The organism is Stenotrophomonas sp. 1L-E-5-B-C3 (genome assembly GCF_057292075.1).
Genome location: NZ_JBXAWS010000024.1, coordinates 19,031 through 38,816 on the forward strand (window position 1 = coordinate 19,031; position 19,786 = coordinate 38,816).

21 protein-coding genes and 1 tRNA gene are annotated in these 19,786 nt (G+C 66.1%); 8 read left to right on the plus strand and 14 right to left on the minus strand.

Features of this window, described 5'->3' with window-relative positions:
* The first annotated feature begins 88 nt into the window (after window positions 1–88).
* Window positions 89–1,585 (plus strand): S10 family peptidase, encoded by a 1,497-nt coding sequence (locus AC0Z6F_RS20695; RefSeq protein ID WP_004152835.1) that lies wholly within the window; start codon window positions 89–91, stop codon window positions 1,583–1,585.
* A 397-nt stretch (window positions 1,586–1,982) separates the two neighbouring features.
* Here AC0Z6F_RS20695 and AC0Z6F_RS20700 read toward each other — a convergent pair whose 3' ends face one another.
* Both AC0Z6F_RS20700 and AC0Z6F_RS20705 read right to left on the minus strand, forming a co-directional pair.
* The gene (locus AC0Z6F_RS20700) at window positions 1,983–3,104 is read right to left on the minus strand and encodes an inorganic phosphate transporter (protein ID WP_012510648.1); all 1,122 of its coding nucleotides are present in this window, start codon (window positions 3,102–3,104) and stop codon (window positions 1,983–1,985) included.
* A 13-nt stretch (window positions 3,105–3,117) separates the two neighbouring features.
* Window positions 3,118–3,744 (minus strand): DUF47 domain-containing protein, encoded by a 627-nt coding sequence (locus AC0Z6F_RS20705; RefSeq protein ID WP_004152833.1) that lies wholly within the window; start codon window positions 3,742–3,744, stop codon window positions 3,118–3,120.
* 292 nt (window positions 3,745–4,036) lie between these two features.
* On the opposite strand from AC0Z6F_RS20705, the gene AC0Z6F_RS20710 reads away from it, so the two are divergent.
* A complete protein-coding gene (locus tag AC0Z6F_RS20710) occupies window positions 4,037–5,341 on the plus strand; it encodes a hemolysin family protein (protein ID WP_041864498.1) in 1,305 nt (434 codons plus the stop codon).
* Window positions 5,325–5,984 (plus strand): exopolysaccharide biosynthesis protein, encoded by a 660-nt coding sequence (locus AC0Z6F_RS20715; protein ID WP_012510646.1) that lies wholly within the window; start codon window positions 5,325–5,327, stop codon window positions 5,982–5,984. Before AC0Z6F_RS20710 ends, AC0Z6F_RS20715 begins: the two co-directional genes overlap by 17 nt.
* Before the next feature lie 92 nt (window positions 5,985–6,076).
* On the opposite strand, the gene AC0Z6F_RS20720 is transcribed toward AC0Z6F_RS20715, so the two are convergent.
* From AC0Z6F_RS20720 to AC0Z6F_RS20735, 4 genes are all read right to left on the minus strand, one after another.
* Entirely contained in the window at window positions 6,077–6,574 is a 498-nt protein-coding gene (locus AC0Z6F_RS20720) for a pyridoxamine 5'-phosphate oxidase family protein (protein WP_065722304.1), read from the minus strand.
* 66 nt (window positions 6,575–6,640) lie between these two features.
* Window positions 6,641–7,636, minus strand: coding sequence for an LLM class flavin-dependent oxidoreductase (locus AC0Z6F_RS20725; protein ID WP_065722305.1), 996 nt, complete (start codon window positions 7,634–7,636; stop codon window positions 6,641–6,643).
* 231 nt (window positions 7,637–7,867) lie between these two features.
* On the minus strand, window positions 7,868–8,635 hold the full coding sequence (locus AC0Z6F_RS20730; RefSeq protein ID WP_100434403.1) for a sulfurtransferase: 768 nt from the start codon (window positions 8,633–8,635) through the stop codon (window positions 7,868–7,870).
* A 290-nt stretch (window positions 8,636–8,925) separates the two neighbouring features.
* Window positions 8,926–9,291 (minus strand): DUF6164 family protein, encoded by a 366-nt coding sequence (locus AC0Z6F_RS20735; protein WP_012510642.1) that lies wholly within the window; start codon window positions 9,289–9,291, stop codon window positions 8,926–8,928.
* Between the two features lie 69 nt (window positions 9,292–9,360).
* Between AC0Z6F_RS20735 and AC0Z6F_RS20740 the strand changes: the two genes are divergently transcribed.
* On the plus strand, window positions 9,361–9,795 hold the full coding sequence (locus tag AC0Z6F_RS20740; protein ID WP_004152813.1) for an FKBP-type peptidyl-prolyl cis-trans isomerase: 435 nt from the start codon (window positions 9,361–9,363) through the stop codon (window positions 9,793–9,795).
* Entirely contained in the window at window positions 9,782–11,029 is a 1,248-nt protein-coding gene (locus AC0Z6F_RS20745; RefSeq protein ID WP_485618323.1) for a TIGR03862 family flavoprotein, read from the plus strand. Before AC0Z6F_RS20740 ends, AC0Z6F_RS20745 begins: the two co-directional genes overlap by 14 nt.
* 139 nt (window positions 11,030–11,168) lie before the next feature.
* Here the strand turns inward: AC0Z6F_RS20745 and AC0Z6F_RS20750 are convergent, their stop codons facing one another.
* The 4 genes from AC0Z6F_RS20750 to AC0Z6F_RS20765 all read right to left on the minus strand — a co-directional run bounded on the left by AC0Z6F_RS20750 (window position 11,169) and on the right by AC0Z6F_RS20765 (window position 15,274).
* Entirely contained in the window at window positions 11,169–11,630 is a 462-nt protein-coding gene (locus tag AC0Z6F_RS20750) for a GNAT family N-acetyltransferase (protein WP_004152801.1), read from the minus strand.
* A gap of 103 nt (window positions 11,631–11,733) precedes the next feature.
* Window positions 11,734–13,356 (minus strand): FMN-binding glutamate synthase family protein, encoded by a 1,623-nt coding sequence (locus AC0Z6F_RS20755; protein ID WP_485618320.1) that lies wholly within the window; start codon window positions 13,354–13,356, stop codon window positions 11,734–11,736.
* A gap of 55 nt (window positions 13,357–13,411) precedes the next feature.
* Complete coding sequence (locus tag AC0Z6F_RS20760; RefSeq protein WP_032969501.1) at window positions 13,412–14,698, minus strand: nucleotide sugar dehydrogenase; 1,287 nt, start codon at window positions 14,696–14,698, stop codon at window positions 13,412–13,414.
* 141 nt (window positions 14,699–14,839) lie between these two features.
* On the minus strand, window positions 14,840–15,274 hold the full coding sequence (locus AC0Z6F_RS20765) for a BLUF domain-containing protein (RefSeq protein ID WP_004152797.1): 435 nt from the start codon (window positions 15,272–15,274) through the stop codon (window positions 14,840–14,842).
* 141 nt (window positions 15,275–15,415) lie between these two features.
* Here AC0Z6F_RS20765 and AC0Z6F_RS20770 point away from each other — a divergent pair.
* Window positions 15,416–15,502, plus strand: a tRNA-Leu gene (locus tag AC0Z6F_RS20770).
* A 23-nt stretch (window positions 15,503–15,525) separates the two neighbouring features.
* Here AC0Z6F_RS20770 and hemN read toward each other — a convergent pair.
* A complete protein-coding gene (gene hemN, locus AC0Z6F_RS20775; protein ID WP_004152795.1) occupies window positions 15,526–16,935 on the minus strand; it encodes an oxygen-independent coproporphyrinogen III oxidase in 1,410 nt (469 codons plus the stop codon).
* Between the two features lie 44 nt (window positions 16,936–16,979).
* Window positions 16,980–17,420, minus strand: a complete 441-nt coding sequence (locus AC0Z6F_RS20780; protein ID WP_004152794.1) for a group III truncated hemoglobin — start codon at window positions 17,418–17,420, stop codon at window positions 16,980–16,982.
* 177 nt (window positions 17,421–17,597) lie between these two features.
* Between AC0Z6F_RS20780 and AC0Z6F_RS20785 the strand changes: the two genes are divergently transcribed.
* A complete protein-coding gene (locus tag AC0Z6F_RS20785) occupies window positions 17,598–17,882 on the plus strand; it encodes a hypothetical protein (RefSeq protein WP_485618317.1) in 285 nt (94 codons plus the stop codon).
* A complete protein-coding gene (locus tag AC0Z6F_RS20790; RefSeq protein WP_153675248.1) occupies window positions 17,879–18,934 on the plus strand; it encodes a 4Fe-4S dicluster domain-containing protein in 1,056 nt (351 codons plus the stop codon). The genes AC0Z6F_RS20785 and AC0Z6F_RS20790 overlap by 4 nt, the downstream gene beginning before the upstream one ends.
* A gap of 1 nt (window position 18,935) precedes the next feature.
* On the opposite strand, the gene AC0Z6F_RS20795 is transcribed toward AC0Z6F_RS20790, so the two are convergent.
* Entirely contained in the window at window positions 18,936–19,172 is a 237-nt protein-coding gene (locus AC0Z6F_RS20795) for a hypothetical protein (RefSeq protein ID WP_012510634.1), read from the minus strand.
* A 353-nt stretch (window positions 19,173–19,525) separates the two neighbouring features.
* Entirely contained in the window at window positions 19,526–19,735 is a 210-nt protein-coding gene (locus AC0Z6F_RS20800) for a helix-turn-helix domain-containing protein (RefSeq protein WP_004152788.1), read from the minus strand.
* Between the last annotated feature and the right edge of the window lie 51 nt (window positions 19,736–19,786).

Consider the following 19,786-nt stretch of genomic DNA (forward strand, 5'->3'; position numbering starts at 1 on the left):
ACAACGCCTGTCCATGGCTTTGGACACATACGGTGCGGCACCGTAGCGGCCTAGCATCGGAACCCCCTTCCGCTGCCGATCCGGTGCCATGAAGTCCCTGCTGCACACTGCCGCGCTCTGCGTCGGCCTGCTCATTGCTCCTGCCAGCGTACTGGCCGCGCCCGCCGCCGAATCCAAGTCCGATGCCAAGGACGACAAGACCGAAGCACCTGCGCTGCCGGCCGATGCGTCCGCCCGCCAGAGCATCCGCCTGGCCGGCCGCACCCTCGACTACACCGCCACCGTCGGCACCCTGCCGGTGCGCGATGAGAAGGGCAAGGTGATCGCCGACGTGGTGTTCACCGCCTACACGATGCCCGGCAAGGACCGGCCTGTGACCTTCGCGCTCAATGGCGGCCCCGGCGCTTCGTCGGTCTACCTCAACATGGGCGCGATCGGCCCCAAGGTGGTGACCTTCGGTTCGGAAGGCGACAGCGCCTCGGCGCCGGCCACCCTGCACGACAACCCGGGCACCTGGCTGGACTTCACCGACCTGGTATTCATCGATCCGGTCGGCACCGGCTTCAGCCGCGCGCGCATCGGCGATGACGAGGCCAAGAAGCAGCTGTACAACCCCAACGCCGACATCGAGTACCTGTCACGTTCGATCTACGACTGGTTGCTGCGCAACCAGCGCATGGCCTCGCGCAAGTACCTGACCGGCGAAAGCTACGGTGGCTACCGCGGCCCGCGCATCACCCACTACCTGCAGACCCGGCTGGGCGTGGCGATGAACGGCCTGGTGCTGGTGTCGCCGTACCTGAGCCCGACCCTGGAAGACAACGCCGATGTCTCGCCGATGGCGTGGATGCAGACGCTGCCCTCCATCGCCGCCGCGCACCTGGAGCGCCAGGGCAAGCTGACCGACGCGGCGATGCGTGACGTGGTCGAGTACACCCGCGGCGACTACGCCACCGCGCTGATGAAGGGCCGCAGCGATCCGCAGGCCACCGAGGCGATGCTGCGCCGGGTGACCGAGCTGACCGGCCTGGATCCGCAGTTCGTGCGTCGTGCCGGTGGTCGTCTGGAAACCCAGGCGTACCTGCGCGAGGTGTTCCGCGACAAGGGCACGCTGGGCAGCCGCTACGATTCCAACGTGACCGCGTTCGATCCGTTCCCGAACGATCCGGAGCAGCGCGCCAACGATCCGCTGCTGGACAGCATCATCGCGCCGACCACCACGGCGATGGTCGACTTCGTCACGCGCGTGGTCGGCTGGAAGGTGGATTCCCGCTACCAGGCGCTGAACTACGAGGTGAACCGGTTGTGGGACCGCAACAGTGATCTGCGCCAGGGAGCGGTGACCCAGCTGCGCCAGGCGGTGGCGATCGATCCGCACCTTCAGGTCTTGATCGTGCATGGCTGGAACGACCTGTCGTGCCCGTTCATGGGGTCGATCCTGACGGTGGACCAGATGCCGGCGATGGGCAGCAATCCGGACCGGGTGCAGGTACGCAGTTATCCGGGCGGGCACATGTTCTACAGCCGGGCGGACAGCCAGGCGGCATTCCGGAAGGATGTGCAGGCGTTGTTCCAGCGCAATTGAGGGGGTTCGGCCGGGCCTGCGGCCCGGCACCCGCCGGATCAACGGCAACGGCAACGGCAGCGTCAAAAGCCGGGTTTCCGTGGGCTGGCGAGGTGGGGTGGGGTTGCAGGACACGCCGTGAACCCATCCATGGGGGCTCGATGGCGCCATCCATGGCGCCAACGGTCCTGCAACCCCACCCCACCCCGCCGCTGACAGATTCCTGCGGCTGTTGGTGGGTGCCGACCGTTGGTCGGCACGGGGGCGGATCCCATTGCTTGGCAACGGGCTCTGACCCTGGTTCTGCTCTGGTAGGTGTCGACCTTGGTCGACACGATGTGTCCGGAAGAATGCTCTGCCCATGAAAAAAGCCCGCCGGTATCCGGCGGGCTTTTTCGTGTGCACCTTGGCGCGGCGATCAGGCCCAGCCGAACAGTTCGAACAGCTTCAGGATCAGGTACGCACAACCACCTGCTGCCGGAATGGTCAGGATCCAGGCCCAGACGATGCGTTCGATCACGCCGAACTTCAGCGAACGCGGGTTCTTGGCGAAGCCGACGCCCATGATCGCGGTGGAGATGCTGTGCGTGGTCGAGACCGGCATGCCGAAGTGGGCCGCCAGGGTCAGGATGGTTGCCGAGCTGGTCTCTGCGGCGAAGCCATGGATGGGGTGCAGCTTGACCATCTTGTGACCCAGGGTCTTGATGATCTTCCAGCCGCCCGAAGCGGTACCGGCAGCCATCACCACCGCGCAGGTCAGCACGATCCACATGGCGATGCCGTCGCCGGCATGCGCGTCCGGGTGCATGAAGGCCAGCCACGACGGCAGGTCGTTCAGTGCGCCGGTCGCTTCGGCACCGATCAGGGTCATCGCGATGATGCCCATGGTCTTCTGCGCGTCATTGTGGCCGTGGGCAAAGCCCATGTAGGCCGCCGAGGCGATCTGTGCCTTGCCGAAGAAGGCGTTGACGATGCGCGGACGGGCCAGGCGGCCGATGGCACCACCGATCTTGGCCAGGCCGGCGATCAAGCCCCACAGCAGCACCATCACCACGATGCCGAGCAGGAAGCCGGCGATCGGCGAGGTGATCATCGGCACGAACACCTTCCACAGCAGGCCCTTGTTCTGCGCCCAGCTGCCCAGGCGCTCGGACCAGATCAGCGCGTCCCAGTTGTTGTGGGCCGCCGCGAGGCCGGCGCCGCAGAGGCCGCCGATCAGCGCGTGCGAGGACGAGGACGGCAGCCCCTTCCACCAGGTGATCAGGTTCCAGATGATGCCGCCCAGCAGCGCGCACAGGATCACCTGCGGGGTCACGTCGACCACGTTGGTGTTGAGCAGGCCCGAAGCGATGGTCAGCGCCACCGCGGTACCGGTCAGTGCACCGATGAGGTTCATGAAAGCGGCCAGCATCACCGCCCAGCCGGGCGAGAGCACTTTGGTCGCCACCACGGTGGCAATGGAGTTGGCGGTGTCGTGGAAGCCGTTGATGAACTCGAAGACGAGTGCGGCCAGGATCACCACCAGGACAAGGGTCAACATGCGGCGGCGTCCGTCAGCTGTTCTTCAACACGATCTGGTATGCCACGACGCCGGCCTCGCGGCAGCGGTCGATGGCCTTTTCCAGGATCTCGAAGAATTCCTTCAGCAGGAACATCTGCAGGTTGTCCAGGCGGCCCGAATAGATGTCGCGGTACAGCTCGAGCATCAGGCGGTCGGCCTCGTTCTCCAGCGAGCGCAGCTTCTCGTTGAGCGCGGTCATCCGGTCCAGGTTCATGTGGCGCAGGTCGGCCACCATCTCCACCACCACGCCGGCAGCCTGCTCCAGCATCGCCGCGCGCGGCGCGAAGTCGATGTGCTCCAGGTGGGTCGTGGCCAGCGAATAGCGATCGGCGAACTTCTCGATCTGCTTGGGAATCTTGTACAGCGCCGAGCCCAGCGCCTCGATGTCCTCGCGCTCGATCGGGGTCATGAAGCTGTCCACCAGCGCCTGGCTGATCTTGTCCGAGGCCGCGCGTTCGCGCAGGCGGGCCAGCTTGAAAGCGTCCAGCGCGGGCTGGCGGTCGGCCTCGCGCAGCATGGAGTGCAGCGCCTTGGCGGCGTCGGACGCCGCGACGGCAGCCTCATCGAGCAGGGTGTAGAACTGTTTGCCGGAACCGAAAATGGTCTGCAGAGAGAACATTGAGAAACCTGTCAGCCGTCGCGGGAAGGACGGCACCAGACGGAATTATGACGGCTAGATGACCATCTCGGGTATCCCCGCCTCCTTTCGGGGCCTGGAGACCCTCAACCTGAACAGGCAGTTGCCACCCTGCCACGGCCCTTTGCTAAGATGCCAGCGCGCCCTCGGGCGCACCTTATGGACGACGACCCTTATCCCCCTGCGCCGCGCCGGACCCGGTTCCTGAGCGCCTGCCGCCATCGCAAGCACCCGCCCTCCCTGCCACCAACCGGGGACGATGCCCGTGTTTGAAATGATCCTGATTGTCTTCGCGCTGGTTCTGTTGAACGGCTTCTTCGCCATGTCCGAGATGTCGGTCATGACCTCGCGAAAGAGCCGCCTGAAGCAGATGGCCGGCACCTCCAAGCGCGCCGCCAAGGCACTGGAGCTGTCGGAGAAGCCGGAAAGCTTCCTGTCCACCGTGCAGATCGGCATCACCGTGATCGGTGTGCTGACCGGCTACCTCGGCGGTGAAGCGCTGGGCGAGGCCTTCGCCGGCTGGATCCAGGGCCTGATGCCCGGCTTTGCCTACGCCGGCAATGTCGGTACCGCGCTGGCGGTCAGCCTGATCACCTTCATCACGCTGATCTTCGGCGAACTGGTGCCCAAGCGACTGGCGCTGACCCGTTCGGAGGCCATTGCCAGCCTGGTGGCAATGCCGATGAGCTGGCTGGCCAAACTGGCCCTGCCTTTCGTCTGGCTGCTGTCCAAGACCACCCAGCTGGTGCTGCGCCTGTTCGGCCTGGGCAAGGATGAAGTCGCCTCGGTAACTGAAGAAGAGATCCGCATGCTGGTGGCCGAAAGCCACGAGGCCGGCGTGATCGACGCCCACGAGCGCGACATGATGAACCGCGTCATGCGCCTGGGCGATCGTACCGCCGACAGTCTGATGACCCCGCGCAACCGGATTGCCTGGCTGGACACGCAGGGCGGTCTGGACAAGAACCTGGAGATCATGGCCGAGCATGAGTTTTCGCGGTACCCGGTGTACCGCGACAACGACATGGACGTGGTCGGTGTGCTGGAACTGAAGTCGCTGGCCACGCGCATGGCGCGCGGTGACAACGCGCTGTTCCAGACCCTGCGCGAGCCGCTTTACGTGTCTGAATCCACCCACGCGATGAAGCTGCTGGAGATCTTCCGCGAGGAACAGCAGTCGATGGCGCTGGTGGTGGACGAATACGGCGAGATCCAGGGCCTGGTGACCATCAGCGATCTGATGGGCGCGGTGGTTGGCCGTCTGCAGGCCACCGAAAATGCCGACGAAGATGCGCTGGTGGTGACCCGCGAAGATGGTTCGCTGTTGGTGGATGGTTCGTTGCCGATCGAAGACCTGCGCGAGCTGATCGGCAGCAACGACCTGCCCGATGCCGAGGATGGCGACTACTACACCCTGGCCGGCATGTGCATCCACTACTTCGGCCGCATCCCGCATGCGGGCGAATACTTCGACTGGGCTGGCTGGCGCTTCGAGGTGGTCGACCTGGACGGTGCCCGCGTGGACAAGCTGCTGCTGCGCACGCTGTCGGACGAGCAGGCCGATGAGCTCACCGCCTGAGGCCGGCCAGGGACCGGGCCCTGAGCGCCCGGCCTACCGCAACGAGGGCATCCGCACCCTGCTGGAGATGTTCGCCTCCGGCGACCCGGCCGAGCACATGCCGCTCGGCCAGATCCTGTGCAACCTGCAGCAAAGCGCGTTCGGCGTGTTCCTGTTCGTGGCGATCCTGCCGTCGTTCATCCCGATCCCGGGCATGGGCGGCGCGGTCAGCGGCCCGCTGGTGATCCTGATCGGCCTGCAGATGCTGTTCTGCCTGCGCCGACCGTGGCTGCCCGGCTTCATCGCCCGTCGCGGGCCCAAGCGCGGCACCATGCACCGTTTCCTGGACCGCATCGATCGCCCGCTGCGGCGCCTGGACAAGATGCTGAAACCGCGCCTGCCGCAGCTGCTGACACCGCTGCCGGCGCACGCCTTCAGCGGCATGCTGCTGGTGTTGCTGGGCCTGCTGCTGTCGTTGCCGATCCCCTTCACCAACTTCCTGTTCGGCTTCCAGCTGCTGCTGTTCGCGCTGGCGCTGCTGGAACGCGATGGCGCACTGATGCTGTTCAACTGGATCGCGGCATTGGCGGCGATCGCCTTCTTCGGTTTCAGTTCGGGGCAGCTGGTGGGCTATACGGTGGAGTTGTTCCAGCGCTGGTTCTGAGCGCGCGCCGCTGCGCTCGCCGGGCATGGCCCGGCGCTACCCCCACGAGCCACGCCCGGTAGCGCCGGGCCATGCCCGGCGGGTTACTGCCATCACCGAAGGTCAATGAATCCGTTGTCGGCCAACTGCCCGGGCTCGTCCTGCACTGCCGACAACACGAACGTCAACGCCTTGCCCAGCAACGTACCCGGGCCATCCCAGTACTCGGCCGAATCGGCACGCACATGGATCAGGCGCAGGTTGGGATCATCCTTGCCACCGGGGAAGAACAGCTTCATCGCCGGCGACCACAGTTCATCGACCTTCGCGCGGTCGTCGACCACGCGCGCACGCCCCGCCACCGACACGTAGGTGTTCTTCGACGGCGAGGCATAGGCCACGTTGACGTGCGGATCGAGCGCGATTTCAGCCACCTTCGGACTGTCGGCGGTAATGACGAACCACAGGTCACCATCGAAGGCGACCTGCTGGGTGGCCAGCGGCCGGCTGTAGAGGCGACCATCGACACCGGTGGTGGTGAACATCGCCACCTCCACGTCCCTGATCAATTCAGCCAGCTGGGCGATGTGTTCAGTGCGGGCGTTGGACATGTGGGGCTCCGTGAGTGGGAGCCCCATCAGACCGTGCATCGCTGCAACAGCTCGTGACGCAATTGTTCAGCCGGCGTGGCGGGCGTGCCAGGCCTGCATCGCCAGTTCGAACGAGCGCAGGCGCGCGCGGTGGTCGTACAGGTTGGCGGTGAGCATCAGCTCGTCCGGCTTGTGCCGTTCAACGAAAGCGGCGATGCCCTCCGCCACCTGCTGCGGATCGCCGAGGACGGTGCAGGCCAGTGCCCGTTCCACGCCCAGTTTTTCGTGCGGCTCCCAGAAGGTTTCGATGTCGTCGATCGGGGCCGGAATCTTGCCCGGTCGGCCGCGGCGCAGGTTCACGAAACTCTGCTGCTGGCTGGTGAACAGGCGCCGCGATTCGGCTTCGCTGTCGCTGGCAACGACGTTCAGGGCCAGCATCGCGTGCGGCTGCTTCAGCGTGGCCGAGGGGCGGAATTCGCGGCGGTACACCGCCAGCGCTTCGTCCATCACATCCGGTGCGAAGTGCGAGGCAAACGCGTATGGCAGGCCCATCGACGCGGCCATGCGCGCACCGAACAGGCTGGAACCGAGGATCCAGGTCGGCACCCGCAGGCCACCACCCGGAACGGCCTGCACCGCCTGCCCGGGCTGCACCGGCTCGAAGTAGTGCAGCAGCTCGCGCACGTCCTGTGGGAACTGGTCAGCGCTGTCGAAGTAGCGGCGCAATGCACGCGCGGTCGGCTGATCGGTGCCCGGCGCACGGCCCAGGCCGAGATCGATGCGGTCCGGATACAACGAGGCGAGCGTGCCGAACTGCTCGGCCACCTGCAGCGGCGCATGATTGGGTAGCATGATGCCGCCAGCACCGACGCGGATGCGCTTTGTTCCACCAGCGACATGGCCGATCAGCACTGCGGTGGCGGCGCTGGCGATGCCGGGCATGTTGTGGTGTTCGGCCAGCCAGTAGCGGCGGTAGCCCAGCGCATCGGCATGCTGGGCCAGCTCCAGCATGTTGGCGAAGGCAGCGGTGGTGTCACTGCCCTCGCAGACCGGGGCCAGGTCGAGAATCGACAACGGGATCATCAGGCGGTTTTCCGTCACAGGATTCCCCATGCATGGGGTCGGTCAGGCGCGGCGGCCAGTGACGGTAGCGGGATGCTGATTCCCGTGGGGCGGGTTCAGGGCTGACCGCACTTGATCCGGTAGTGCCGGCCGCTGGCCGGCAGGCAGAGCGCTTTGCAGCCGGCCAGCGGCCGGCTCTACCCGGAAATCAACATTTCCGCCAGGCATGGCCCGGCGCGACAGCGGAGCGGATCAGAACGCGCTGGGGCGCGGCTCCGGCAGCGGCTGGTCGACCATCGGCTTCAGTTCGGCATCCAGCGCCACGCGCTCGTCGAACACGAAACAGCGGCCTTCATAGCCTTCGCCCCCCACCTCCTCGAAATAGCCGAGGATGCCGCCGTCGAGCTGCAGCACGTTGTCCATGCCGTCGTTGACCATCCACAGCGCCGCCTTCTCGCAACGGATGCCGCCGGTGCAGAAACTGACCACCGTGCTGTCCTTCAACGCTTCGCGGTGCGGCGCCAACGCCTCGGGCAGGTCGGTGAACTTGTCGATGGGCAAGACCAGCGCATCCTTGAAGGTGCCGTACTCCACTTCCTGCAGATTGCGCGTATCGAGCATCACCACCGGCTTACCGGCGTCGTCATGACCCTGGCGCAACCAGCGCTGCACGGTGGCCGGGTCGACCGCAGGTGCGCGCGGGTAATCCAGCGGCTGGCCGTCATCGCGACGGAAGCTGATGATCTCGTTCTTCACCTTGGCCTTCAGCCGCACGAACGGCTGGTGCTCGCTGAAACTGGTCTTGACCCGCATATCGGCAAAGCGCGCATCGGTACGCAGCACCGCATAGAAACTTTCGACCGCCTCCGGCGCACCGGCCAGGAACAGGTTCAGCCCCTCGCCCGCCACCAGGATCGTGCCACGCAGCTGCGCCGCCTCGGCGCGCGCCAGCAATTGGTCGCACAAGGCCTGGGGGGCGTCGATGACGGCGAAATGGTAGGCAGCGGTATTGGCGATCATCCTGCCATTTTAGCGCCTCCCGCCCGCACGGACAGATTCAGGGGGTCAGAGCCCTCTGCGCGGCAGAGGGATCCGACCCCGCAGATACCCGGAATCTGTCAGAGGCGGGGCGGTGTGGGCAGGCGGGACCGTTGGCGCCATGGATGGCGCCATCGAGCCCCCATGGACGGGTTTACGGCGTGTCCCGCCTGCCCGCACCGCCCTGCCCACCACGGATTGCCTGCTGTTGCTGTTGCTGTTGTAGTTGCCCTGGCATCGGCGGGTGCCGGGTGCAACCCGGCCGAAACCCCTTATCCCCGCAGCAGCACGAACGGCAGCAGCACCAGCGCCGCCGCACCGGCCATCGCCAGCAGCACCAGTACCACGTACACAGGCCGCCGCCGCAGCAGGCTGCCGAAAGTCTCGGCGGTGCCATCGCGCAGGGCCTGCTCGCGCTCGGCACGGATGCGCGGCCCGCGTTCGGCCTGGTACTCGGCCATCAGCGCCTTGGCGCGCGGATGATCGGCGTCCTCGCGCAGCCACAGGCCACCGTTGGAGATGCCCCACGGGCTGGGTTCGGTGCGATACCAGGCGATGCCGTGCTGGTCGAGCAGCGTGCAGACATCGGCATATTCGTCGTTGCCGACATTGCGCAGATTGAGCAGGAGTTTTGCCATGCCCCATGATACCCGGCGCCGATGCGCTACCCTTGCCGCCCTCGCCCTGCGCCCTTCCGGAGACGCCCGATGCGCCGCCTGCTGCTTCCCCTGCTGCTGTCCCTCGCCGCCGTTGGCTGCTCGACAGAACCGTCCGGCCCACCGCCGGGTGGCACCCTGACCACCTTCGAGCGCATCGATACCGTCCCGGGCACTGGCACCGAAGCCGTTGCCGGCAACAAGGTCACCGTGCACTACACCGGCTGGATCTACGACAACCGCACCGAAACCAAGCACGGCAAGACCTTCGACAGCTCGGTCAGCCGTGGCGAACCGTTCACCTTCGCGCTCGGCGCCGGCCAGGTCATCCGCGGCTGGGATGAGGGCGTGGCCGGCATGAAGGTCGGTGGCAAGCGCACCCTGATGATTCCGCCGGACTACGGCTACGGCGACCGTCGCGTCGGCCCGATCCCGGCTGGCTCGTCGCTGGTGTTCGATGTCGAGCTGCTCGATGTCAAACCGTAATACCGCAATGCCACCCCGGGTCGCCGTCGTCGGCGGTGGTCCGGCCGGCCTGTTCGCCGCCGAGCGCCTGCGCGCGGCCGGGCTGCAGGTCGACCTGTACGAGGCCAAGGGTTCGCCCGGCCGCAAGTTCCTGATCGCCGGCAAGGGTGGGCTCAACCTCACCCACTCCGAGCCGCGCCCGTTGTTCGACAGCCGCTACCGCGAGCAGGCGGCCACGGTCGGTCGATGGCTGGACAGCTTCGATGCGCAGGCGCTGCGCGATTGGGCCGCCGATTTCGGCGTGGAAACCTACGTCGGCAGCTCCGGGCGCGTGTTCCCGGTCGACCGCAAGGCGGCACCGCTGCTGCGCGGCTGGGTGCGCCGGTTGAAGGAACAGGGCGTGCGCCTGCATGCCAACCATCGCTGGATCGGCTGGAGTGACGACGGCGCCCTGCGCTTCACAACGGAAGAGGGTGAGATCGCGGTCCACGCCGATGCCACCGTGCTGGCCGTCGGTGGTGGCAGCTGGCCGCAGCTCGGCAGTGACGGCGCCTGGGTCACACCATTGCAGGCACAGGGTGTGGAGATTGCGCCGCTGCAGTCAGCCAACTGCGGCTTCGACGTCGACTGGACGCCGTTCTTTGCCCAGCGCAACGCCGGCGCGCCGCTGAAGCCGGTCGTTGCGCACTGGATCGACCTGGCCGGCCAGCCGCGGTCGCTGCAGGGCGAATGCGTGGCCAGCGAGTACGGCATCGAAGGCAGCCTGGTCTACGCGTTGGCGGCTGATCTGCGCGAGACCATCAACCGCGATGGCCACGCCATGCTGTGGCTGGACCTTGTGCCGGGACGCGACGAGGCACGCCTGCTGGCCGACCTGTCGCGCCCGCGCAAGGGTCGCAGTTTCGGCGAACACCTGCGCCGTCAGGCCGGTCTGGATGCGGTGAAGGCCGCGCTGGTGTTCGAGCTCCTCGGCAAGGAAGCGGGCAACGATCTGACCGCCGTGGTTGCCACGCTCAAGCGTCTGCCGCTGCGGCTGCTGCGCCCGCGGCCGATGGCCGAAGTGATCAGCACCGCCGGTGGCGTGCGCCTGGATGCGATGGATGAGGGCTTGATGCTGCGGGCAGTGCCCGGCGTGTTCTGTGCCGGCGAAATGCTGGACTGGGAGGCGCCGACGGGTGGCTACCTGCTGACTGCGTGCTACGCCAGTGGCCTGCGCGCCGCCGAGGGCGTGATCGGGTGGCTGGCCGGGCGGTGACACCTGCGTTGTAGAGTCGAGCCATGCTCGACTGCACTGCGTTGTAGAGCCGAGCCCATGCTCGGATTGAATCAAAAGCAGTCGAGCATGGCTCGACTCTACAAAAGCAGCCGAGCGTGGGCTCGGCTCTACACGCTGGTCACCACGACCGGCGCATGCTCACCGAGGCCAGCGCCACACCGCTGGGATGCGGGTAGGCCTCTTCGCGCACGCTGACGAAACCCTGCCGCTGGTAGAACGGCACGGCATTGAGCGAGGCCGACAGCACGACCTCACGATCACGATCGGCCATCGCCAGCAGGCGCTGCATCAGCGCCTGGCCGATGCCCTTTCCGCCGCGATCCGGATCGACGAACAACGCATCGACCTCGTTGGCATCGGTATCAAACACGCCGAACCCGAGCAGGACACCCTGCCCGTCCTCGGCCACCACGCAGCCCCCCTGCGACAACAACCGCGCGTACTGCGACGGTGGCGGCGAGGCAGACCAGGGCGCGATGACCTCGGGTGGGTAATGGCTGCTGCAGGTCTCGCGCACGCAGCGCGTACGCAGGGCCCACAGCCTGGCCACATCATCCATGGTGCCGGTCCTGAACTGCATGACATCTCCTTGTAGAGCCAAGCCCATGCTCGGCTGTTCTTCGTTCCAACATCGCGATGCCTGATCGAAAGGCAGTCGAGCATGGCTCGACTCTATCGAAGCGCTACCGCGACTTGCTGGCGCGCAACGCCTGGATCTTCGGCGGTGGCTGGAACGAGTCGCTGCGTGCATCAGCCCAGAACGCATGGAACACCGCGTGGTCCGGCACCTTGTGCAACAGCTCGCCCGGTTCCAGATAACGGTACAGCGACGCCAGCGAACGGATCTCAACCGGCGAAACTCGACGCAGGATGTGCTCCGGGCCCAGCTCCGCCGGGTCATTCAAGCCTGCAGCGCAGAGCAGCTCTTTCAAGGCGTGCAACGTGTGCTCGTGGTAGCTGTACACACGCGTTGACTTGTCCGGCGCATCAAGGTGCTTCCAGCGTGCCGGGTCCTGCGTGGCGATGCCGGTCGGGCACTTGTCGGTGTGGCAGCTCAGCGACTGGATGCAGCCCAGCGCGAACATGAAGCCACGGCCGGCATTGCACCAGTCGGCCCCGAGCGCGATGGTGCGCGCGATGTCGAAGGCACTGGTGATCTTGCCCGCCGCGCCGATGCGGATGCGGTCACGCAGGTCCAGACCGACCAGAGTGTTGTGCACCAGCAAAAGGGCTTCATGCATCGGCACGCCGACATGGTCGACGAACTCGGCCGGGGCTGCGCCGGTACCACCCTCGGCACCATCGACCACGATGAAGTCCGGCAGCAGGCCGGTCTCCTGCATCGCCTTGGCGATGCCGAACCACTCCCACGGATGGCCAATGGCCAGCTTGAAGCCGACCGGCTTTCCGCCTGACAACTCGCGCAGGCGGGCGACGAACTGCAGCAGCTCGACCGGCGTGGAGAATGCCGAGTGACGCGACGGCGACACGCAATCCACGCCCATCGGGACGCCACGGGTCACCGAAATCTCGGCGGTCACCTTCGGCGCCGGCAGCACGCCGCCGTGGCCGGGCTTGGCACCCTGCGACAGCTTGATCTCGATCATCTTGACCTGGTCATGGGTGGCGTTGGCAACGAAGCGCTCTTCGCTGAAACCGCCCTTCTCGTCGCGGCAACCGAAGTAGCCCGAGCCGATCTCCCACACCAGGTCACCCCCCATTTCGCGGTGATAGGGTGAAATCGAGCCTTCGCCGGTGTCGTGGTAGAAGCCGCCGCGGCGCGCGCCTTCGTTCAGCGCACGGATTGCATTGGCCGACAACGAGCCAAAGCTCATCGCCGAGATATTGAACACGCTGGCCGAATAGGGCTTGGCGCAGCCAGCACCGATCAGTACTCGGAAATCATGCTTGGCGATGGCGGTCGGCGCCAGCGAATGGTTGATCCACTCGTAGTCCACAGCGTACGTACTGCGCAGGGTACCGAACGGCACCGTGTCCATCTCATTCTTGGCGCGCTGGTAGATCAGCGCGCGCTGCTGCCGCGAGAACGGCACGTCCTCCAGGTCGCTCTGCACGAAGTACTGGCGGATCTCCGGGCCGATCGATTCCAGGCCGTAGCGGAAGTGCGCCATCACCGGATAATTGCGGCGCAGCGTGCTGCGCTTCTGCAGCAGGTCCCAGGTCCCCAGCGCCACCATCGCGGCAGTCAGGCCGACGCCCCAGTACCAGGCCGGCCATATCACGGCCAGCCACAGGCAGATCGGGAACATCAGGATGGCGAGCAGGTAGACGATATACCGGTGCATGGCTTTCCTCGGTTGCAACTGCCCCCGAGTCTACCGCGCCGCCTGCCCGCAGGGTTTACAGTCGATCATCAACCACGTTGCGCGGCCAGGCCGATTTCACGTCGTAGACCAGGCCACCGGGCGCCAGCAGGCTGCGGATCCGTGCTTCATCCATCGCCCTGAAGTGGGCATGGGCCACGGCCAGCACCACCGCGTCGTAGCAGCCTGCTGCCGGCTCGGCCAGCCACTGCACGCCTTCGTCGGCCAATGCGGCGGGACCCACCCATGGGTCGCTGACCTCGACCTGGGCACCGGCATCACTCAGGCGCTGCGCAAGTTCCAGCGCGCGGCTGTTACGCAGGTCCGGGCAGTCTTCCTTGAAGGTCACGCCCAGCACCAGGATGCGCGCCTGCGCCGGTGCGCGGTCGCGTTCGGCCAGCATTGCCAGCACCCGCGTCGCCACGTGTTCACCCACGCGGTTGTTGACCTGCCGCGCGGTATGGATCAGGTCCGGGTGGAAACCCACGCTCTCGGACTTGTGCAGCAGGTAATACGGATCCACGCCGATGCAGTGGCCGCCAACCAGGCCCGGTCGGAACGGCAGGAAGTTCCACTTGCTGCCCGCCGCGTCGAGCACGTCCTGGGTATCGATGCCGAGCCGGTCGAAGATCAGTGCCAGCTCGTTGACCAGCGCGATGTTGACGTCACGCTGGATGTTCTCGACCACCTTGGCCGCTTCGGCCACGCGCATCGACGGCGCCGGGAACGTACCGGCAGCGATGATGCGCTGGTACAGGCCGTCGATCACCGCAGCGACGCCCGGGGTCGAGCCGGAGGTGATCTTGCGGATGTCGGCCAGGCGTCGCTGGCGATCACCGGGGCTGACCCGTTCCGGGCTGTAGCCGCAATAGAAATCTTCGTTGAAGCGCAGGCCGGAGCCCTGCTCCAGCAGCGGCACGCACACTTCTTCGGTGGTGCCTGGATACACCGTGGATTCGTAGATCACCAGGTCGCCGGCACGCAGGTGGCTGGCGATCAGCCGCGTCGCCGAGCGCAGCGGCTCCAGGTCGGGCTGCTCGTAGGCATCGATCGGCGTCGGCACGGTCACGATGTAGACGTTGCACGCGTCAAGCAGATCCGGATCACTGCCGTACTCCAACAGCTGCGCAGTGACCAGCTCGTCGGCTTCCATTTCCAGCGTGTGATCCACGCCGTTGCGCAGCTCGGCGATGCGCCCGGCATCGATGTCGAAACCCAGCGTCGGCCAGTGCCGGCCGAAGGCCACCGCCAGCGGCAGGCCGACATAGCCCAGGCCGATCACCGCAAAACGGGGTGCGTCGGCCGCTGCAACAGGCACACTCATCGGCACGCCCTGTGCAACAGGCAAGGCTTCACGTTCGCAGCCATGGCTTCGGCCAATACGCTCATTCGCTGTACCACTCGGAGGAACCCACGCCGGAAAGACTACAGCGTAACGGCCTCGCCCCCCCGCCGCCAAGGCGGTTCAGGACCCCAGTGCCACCGCTGCCGGTTCGAGCTCGCCATCAGCACCGGTCCAGGCCTGGCGCAGGCGTTCGAAGCCACCGCTGCCCAGCAGGAAGCCCGGCCAGGCGGCGTCGATGATCTGCGCCAGCAGGTCCGCTTCGATCCGGCGCGTGCCCATCGACCAGCGCGGGAACGCACGCTGCGCAACCGGGGCGCGGCACAACACCTTCAGCTGCCCATGACTGCGCGCGTTGAGGATGCGCGGGAACACCGAATCGATGCCATCTTCCGGACCCTCCAGGTACTGCAGGAAGCGCGTGCCGTCGAACATCAGCACGCCGGTGACGCCGGCTACACGATTGAATGCCGTGGCATCGGCCAGCAGGCGGTCAAGATCGGTTGTCTGCAGATCGGCGCGGGCCTCACTGGCATAGGCAATCGCGTGCAGCGACATCAGGTGGCTCCCCCCCTGGGAACGATGGTTGGGACTATGACATGAACAGGCACAACAGTTAAGCACGTCCCCGCAGGTCACTGCTCCGGTGCAATCCAGCCGTCGTGCGGCAGGTGGGCTACAATCGGCGCCGCGCTGCAGGCCCGGATGGCGAAACTGGTAGACGCATCGGACTTAAAATCCGCCGGGGGCAACCCCATGCCGGTTCGATTCCGGCTCCGGGCACCACACACGCACAGCGCAGCGAGCCGTCAGATCGCGCGCGAATAACGCGGCTGCTCATGCGCCGCGCGCAGGTACGGATCGAAGCACATTGCCAGCAGCCGCAGCAGCGGCCGTCCCGGTTCACTGGCGCGCACCACACCCTCACGGTACTCGGCCAGACCGTCGTCCTGCAGGCGTTGCACCGAACGCAGGTCTTCGGCGAAGTACTGCTCGAAGTCGACACCATGGCGCTGGCCCAGCACGGCACCATCCACCTCGCCCTGGCACATCAGCTGCTGGATCAGTTCCGCGCGCAGTTGATCGTCGGCACTCAGTGCCACGCCACGCCAGACTGGCAGTTGGCCGTGATCCACCGCATCCTCCCAGGACGGCAGGTCACGCGGATTCTGGCTGTAAGTGGCCCCGATGTGGCTGATCGCACTCACGCCCAGGCCGAGCAGATCGGTATCGGCGTGGGTGGTGTAGCCCATGAAATTGCGATGCAGCTGGCCGGCACGCTGCGCGCGTGACAGGTCCTCTTCCGGCAACGCGAAGTGATCCATGCCGATGTACTGGTAGCCGGCCGCGGAGAGCCTCTCCACCGCCAGGCCCAGCAGCGCCAGCTTGTCTTCCGGCGACGGCAACCGGCTTTCGTCGATCTGCTTCTGCGCGCGGAACAGATGCGGCAGGTGCGCATATCCGTAGACCGCCAAACGATCCGGGCGCAGCGCCAGCACCAGTTCCAATGTGCGCCCGAAGCCCTCCAGGCTTTGCCCCGGCAGGCCATAGATCAGGTCGACGTTGACCGAGCGCATGCCGCTGTCGCGGCAGGCGCGCAGGATGTCCAGCGTCTGCTGCACGCCCTGCACGCGGTTGATCGATTCCTGCACCTGCGGGTCGAAATCCTGCACGCCCAGGCTTGCGCGGTTGAACCCCAGCCGGGCCAGCATCGCTACGTCGCGGGTATCGATGAAGCGCGGATCGAGCTCGATGGAGAAATCGCGCTGTGACGAATCGCTGAAGTCGAAACGCCGGCGCAGCCCTTCGATCAGCGTGGTCATCGCCTCGGCGTCGAGGAAGTTCGGCGTGCCGCCGCCCAGATGCAGCTGGATGACCTCGCGACCATCCTCGAACTGCGGCGCCAGCAGGTCGGCCTCGGCCAGCACCCGCGAGACATAGCTGTGGCCACGGCCGCGATCACGGCTGATCACCCGGTTGCAGCCGCAGTAGAAGCACGGGCTGGAACAGAACGGCACGTGCACGTACAGCGACAGCGCGCGGGCCAGCTGGTTGCTGTCTGCAATTGCCTGGCGCAACGCCGGTGCGTCGAAGCCATCATGGAAATGCGGCGCGGTCGGATACGAGGTGTAGCGCGGCCCCGGGCGGTCGTGCCGACGCAGCAGGTCGGGGTCGAAATTCCAGGCCAGGCCGCCAGCGGCGGGAGAGAACGTGTCCATGGCGCCAGCATCGCGCCGGGCGGCCTGCGCCGCCTTGACCCAGATCAATCCTTGGCGGGGATCCCCAGCACCGGCAGGCCGACCTGCGGCCAGCGCAGCATCTGGTAGCGCTTCCAGAAGGTGTCTCCGATGCGTGCGGCCACATCGTTGGCCAGTTCCTGCATCGGCGGGTTGTTGCATTCGGCAGTGGTGATCCGGAACAGCACCAGCCAGCGGTCGAACAGATCCTTGTCCAGTTCAATGGCCATGTGCTTGGACATCGGCGAGCCCTTGAAGCGGCGGGTGCCACGCAGCATCGCCGACCAGAAGTCGACCAGCTGCGCCAGATGCTCCGGCCAATCATGGACGTGCGCGCCGAACACCGGCCCCAGCCGTTCTTCCTCGCGCACGCGGGCATAGAAGTCGTGGACCAGGCGGGAGACTTCCTGCTCGGTGCACAACTCCGGCGAGGCGACGGGAAGGGCTGGCGGAGGTATTGCGGTCATCGGGGTACCCAAAGCTTGCCGGCAGTGTGCCGCAGCCGGCCATCACCACCGTTGATCCAGATCAATGTCGGCGCAGTCCGCTGCACCTAGGCTGGCACGCTTGCAGGAAGCATGCCCTGCGGATGCTGCGCCAGCCGGCGAAGTATACGCGCCGCCCACTTTTCGAACCGGGACAGCATGAACAGACCCTCTCCCAGCCGCCGCCAGCGACTGATCCAGCAATGGGGCGCCATTCTCTGGCCCAGCTTCATTGCCGCCGGCGTGGCCAGCGTGGTGTTCTTCGCCTTCGTCGACCCGCTGCGCCTGCAGGCGATCAGTTTCCCCGGCACGGCGATCAGCCGCGAGCTTGGCTATAGCGCTGGCTTCTTCATGTTCTGGGCAGTGACGGCGCTGTCCAGTGCAGTCACCTGGTACCTGCAACGACCGATGCCGAGCGACGACGACGAGCTGCCGCTGGGATGAGCACGAACTGCACCACGACACCCGGCCCCTGGCACTGGCACTGGCGCGGCCCGCTCAGCGCCGCCCTGCTGGTGCTGTTCTACGCACTGCCGTGGCTGCGCTGGGACGGTCGCCAGGCCCTGCTGCTGGACATCAATGCGCGACGCTTCGACCTGTTCGGCTGGACGCTGTGGCCTGGCGACGTCGGCGTACTGATCGGACTATTGGCAGCGCTGGCGGTGGGCCTTGCGCTGCTCACCCATCTTGCCGGGCGCATCTGGTGCGGCCACGCCTGCCCGCAGACACTGTGGCGCCGCGCCTTCGACTGGATCGCACGCGCCGTGGCCCGCATGCTGCCGGCATCAATGGCACGCCCCGCCACGCAGGTGGCCTGGGGACTGTTGTCACTGTGGACCGGCATGACCGTCGTCGGACTGTTCAGTCCAATCGGCGAACTGGTGTCGGCGCTGCCGCACGCGGGCTGGAGCCGTTGGGAAACGTTCTGGGTGCTGTTCTATGCAGCCGCTACCTGGGGCAATGCCGGCTTCCTGCGCGAGCAGGTCTGCCGCTCGCTGTGCCCGTTCGCACGCATGCAGCCGTTGCTGACCGATCCCCACACGCCGCGCATGATGTACGACGCGCGTCGGGGTGAACCACGCGGTTCGCGCCCCTCCGGCCTGGGCGGCGTGCTCGGCCGCGGTCGTGGCCTGCTCGATCCAACAACTGCGCAGGACTACGTGTTCCGTGCTGCGCATCCGTTGCTGGCCGGGCCGATGCCCGTCTTCAGCGCCAACCGCCTGGGCGACTGTACCGACTGCGCTGCCTGCGTCAGCGCCTGCCCGATGCAACTGGACATCCGCCACGGGCCGCAGGCCGATTGCCTGGCCTGCGGCGCCTGCCTGGAAGCCTGCGCACAGCAACAGCACCGGGCCGGCTTCGGTCCGGGGCTGGTGCGCTACTGCAGTCCACAGTCGATGGCCGGGCAACCGCGGCGCTGGTGGCGACCGCGGACCCTGGGCCTGCTTTCAATGCTGCTGGCGCTGCTTGCCTGCGGCGCCTGGCGCCTGCTCTGAATCAACGCGGCCCGCTGGCGTTCGGCGGGACCAGCTGCGCTCGTCGGACGATGCCCAGCTGCTCGATGATCAACGCCATTTCATTGGTGACTTCAGTACGCTCGGTCCCCTGCGGGACCAGGCGGTCCAGCACCTGCTGGTAGGTATCCCAGAACGCCGGACCGCATCCGTGTTTGTGATAGCTGGCTTCCAGTTCGCGGCGTACCCGTTCAGCCAAGCCATGCATGCCGTATTCCATACGACCTCCGTTGGACTTGTTCTGCATTGTTGACGGTCTACCGACTCACTTGCGTGCTACTGAAAGACTCCCGGGCTTCACGCCCAGTTGATGCCAATTAGTCATAGATTTCACGACAGGTCAATTACATGCGGCGACATTCGTGATCGAAATTATTAATCGTTCACGAAACTGCATACGGGCCCACGGGGTCGCCGGATGGTCCGAAGCCGACACGCGACCTGCCTCGACCGCTCCGCTCGCCAGTAGACATCACTGATCGGCAAACCCGGATTGATCGAATCTGCCTATGTTGCTAAGCATACTTAACAAAAAGTGCTTAGAGTGCTAGATGCGACAGAATGCGGCGCAGATCAGATGGATTTACCTTCCGCCGCCTCAGTTGCAGGGAACAGATTCGGATAGCGCTGGTGCAGGATGTATTGCCGCAATGCCGGGATTGGAAAGTCCCTGGGCCATTGCGACACTGCGGATCGGCTTATGCCGAAGAAACGCGCCAGTTCGGCGTCGGTCCGGAAGCCCAACCGGGTACGCACCTGCCCCTTGCTCCAGAATTCGGTCATGGCCGGTCCTTCTGTTAACCAGCCTTATTCTTGCGACAAGGATTCTTCGCA

What these genes read in the sequence shown, in the direction of transcription:
- AC0Z6F_RS20700 (WP_012510648.1), bottom strand. Translation starts at nt 3,104, where the DNA reads ATGTTGACCCTTGTCCTGGTGGTGATCCTGGCCGCACTCGTCTTCGAG.
- AC0Z6F_RS20730 (WP_100434403.1), bottom strand. Translation starts at nt 8,635, where the DNA reads ATGATCGCCAATACCGCTGCCTACCATTTCGCCGTCATCGACGCCCCC.
- AC0Z6F_RS20790 (WP_153675248.1), top strand. Translation starts at nt 17,879, where the DNA reads ATGAGCACGAACTGCACCACGACACCCGGCCCCTGGCACTGGCACTGG.
- AC0Z6F_RS20715 (WP_012510646.1), top strand. Translation starts at nt 5,325, where the DNA reads ATGAGCTCACCGCCTGAGGCCGGCCAGGGACCGGGCCCTGAGCGCCCG.
- AC0Z6F_RS20740 (WP_004152813.1), top strand. Translation starts at nt 9,361, where the DNA reads ATGCGCCGCCTGCTGCTTCCCCTGCTGCTGTCCCTCGCCGCCGTTGGC.
- AC0Z6F_RS20705 (WP_004152833.1), bottom strand. Translation starts at nt 3,744, where the DNA reads ATGTTCTCTCTGCAGACCATTTTCGGTTCCGGCAAACAGTTCTACACC.
- AC0Z6F_RS20745 (WP_485618323.1), top strand. Translation starts at nt 9,782, where the DNA reads ATGTCAAACCGTAATACCGCAATGCCACCCCGGGTCGCCGTCGTCGGC.
- AC0Z6F_RS20695 (WP_004152835.1), top strand. Translation starts at nt 89, where the DNA reads ATGAAGTCCCTGCTGCACACTGCCGCGCTCTGCGTCGGCCTGCTCATT.
- AC0Z6F_RS20735 (WP_012510642.1), bottom strand. Translation starts at nt 9,291, where the DNA reads ATGGCAAAACTCCTGCTCAATCTGCGCAATGTCGGCAACGACGAATAT.
- AC0Z6F_RS20795 (WP_012510634.1), bottom strand. Translation starts at nt 19,172, where the DNA reads ATGGAATACGGCATGCATGGCTTGGCTGAACGGGTACGCCGCGAACTG.
- AC0Z6F_RS20760 (WP_032969501.1), bottom strand. Translation starts at nt 14,698, where the DNA reads ATGAGTGTGCCTGTTGCAGCGGCCGACGCACCCCGTTTTGCGGTGATC.
- AC0Z6F_RS20710 (WP_041864498.1), top strand. Translation starts at nt 4,037, where the DNA reads ATGATCCTGATTGTCTTCGCGCTGGTTCTGTTGAACGGCTTCTTCGCC.
- hemN (WP_004152795.1), bottom strand. Translation starts at nt 16,935, where the DNA reads ATGGACACGTTCTCTCCCGCCGCTGGCGGCCTGGCCTGGAATTTCGAC.
- AC0Z6F_RS20755 (WP_485618320.1), bottom strand. Translation starts at nt 13,356, where the DNA reads ATGCACCGGTATATCGTCTACCTGCTCGCCATCCTGATGTTCCCGATC.
- AC0Z6F_RS20750 (WP_004152801.1), bottom strand. Translation starts at nt 11,630, where the DNA reads ATGCAGTTCAGGACCGGCACCATGGATGATGTGGCCAGGCTGTGGGCC.
- AC0Z6F_RS20785 (WP_485618317.1), top strand. Translation starts at nt 17,598, where the DNA reads ATGAACAGACCCTCTCCCAGCCGCCGCCAGCGACTGATCCAGCAATGG.
- AC0Z6F_RS20765 (WP_004152797.1), bottom strand. Translation starts at nt 15,274, where the DNA reads ATGTCGCTGCACGCGATTGCCTATGCCAGTGAGGCCCGCGCCGATCTG.
- AC0Z6F_RS20725 (WP_065722305.1), bottom strand. Translation starts at nt 7,636, where the DNA reads ATGATCCCGTTGTCGATTCTCGACCTGGCCCCGGTCTGCGAGGGCAGT.
- AC0Z6F_RS20780 (WP_004152794.1), bottom strand. Translation starts at nt 17,420, where the DNA reads ATGACCGCAATACCTCCGCCAGCCCTTCCCGTCGCCTCGCCGGAGTTG.
- AC0Z6F_RS20800 (WP_004152788.1), bottom strand. Translation starts at nt 19,735, where the DNA reads ATGACCGAATTCTGGAGCAAGGGGCAGGTGCGTACCCGGTTGGGCTTC.
- AC0Z6F_RS20720 (WP_065722304.1), bottom strand. Translation starts at nt 6,574, where the DNA reads ATGTCCAACGCCCGCACTGAACACATCGCCCAGCTGGCTGAATTGATC.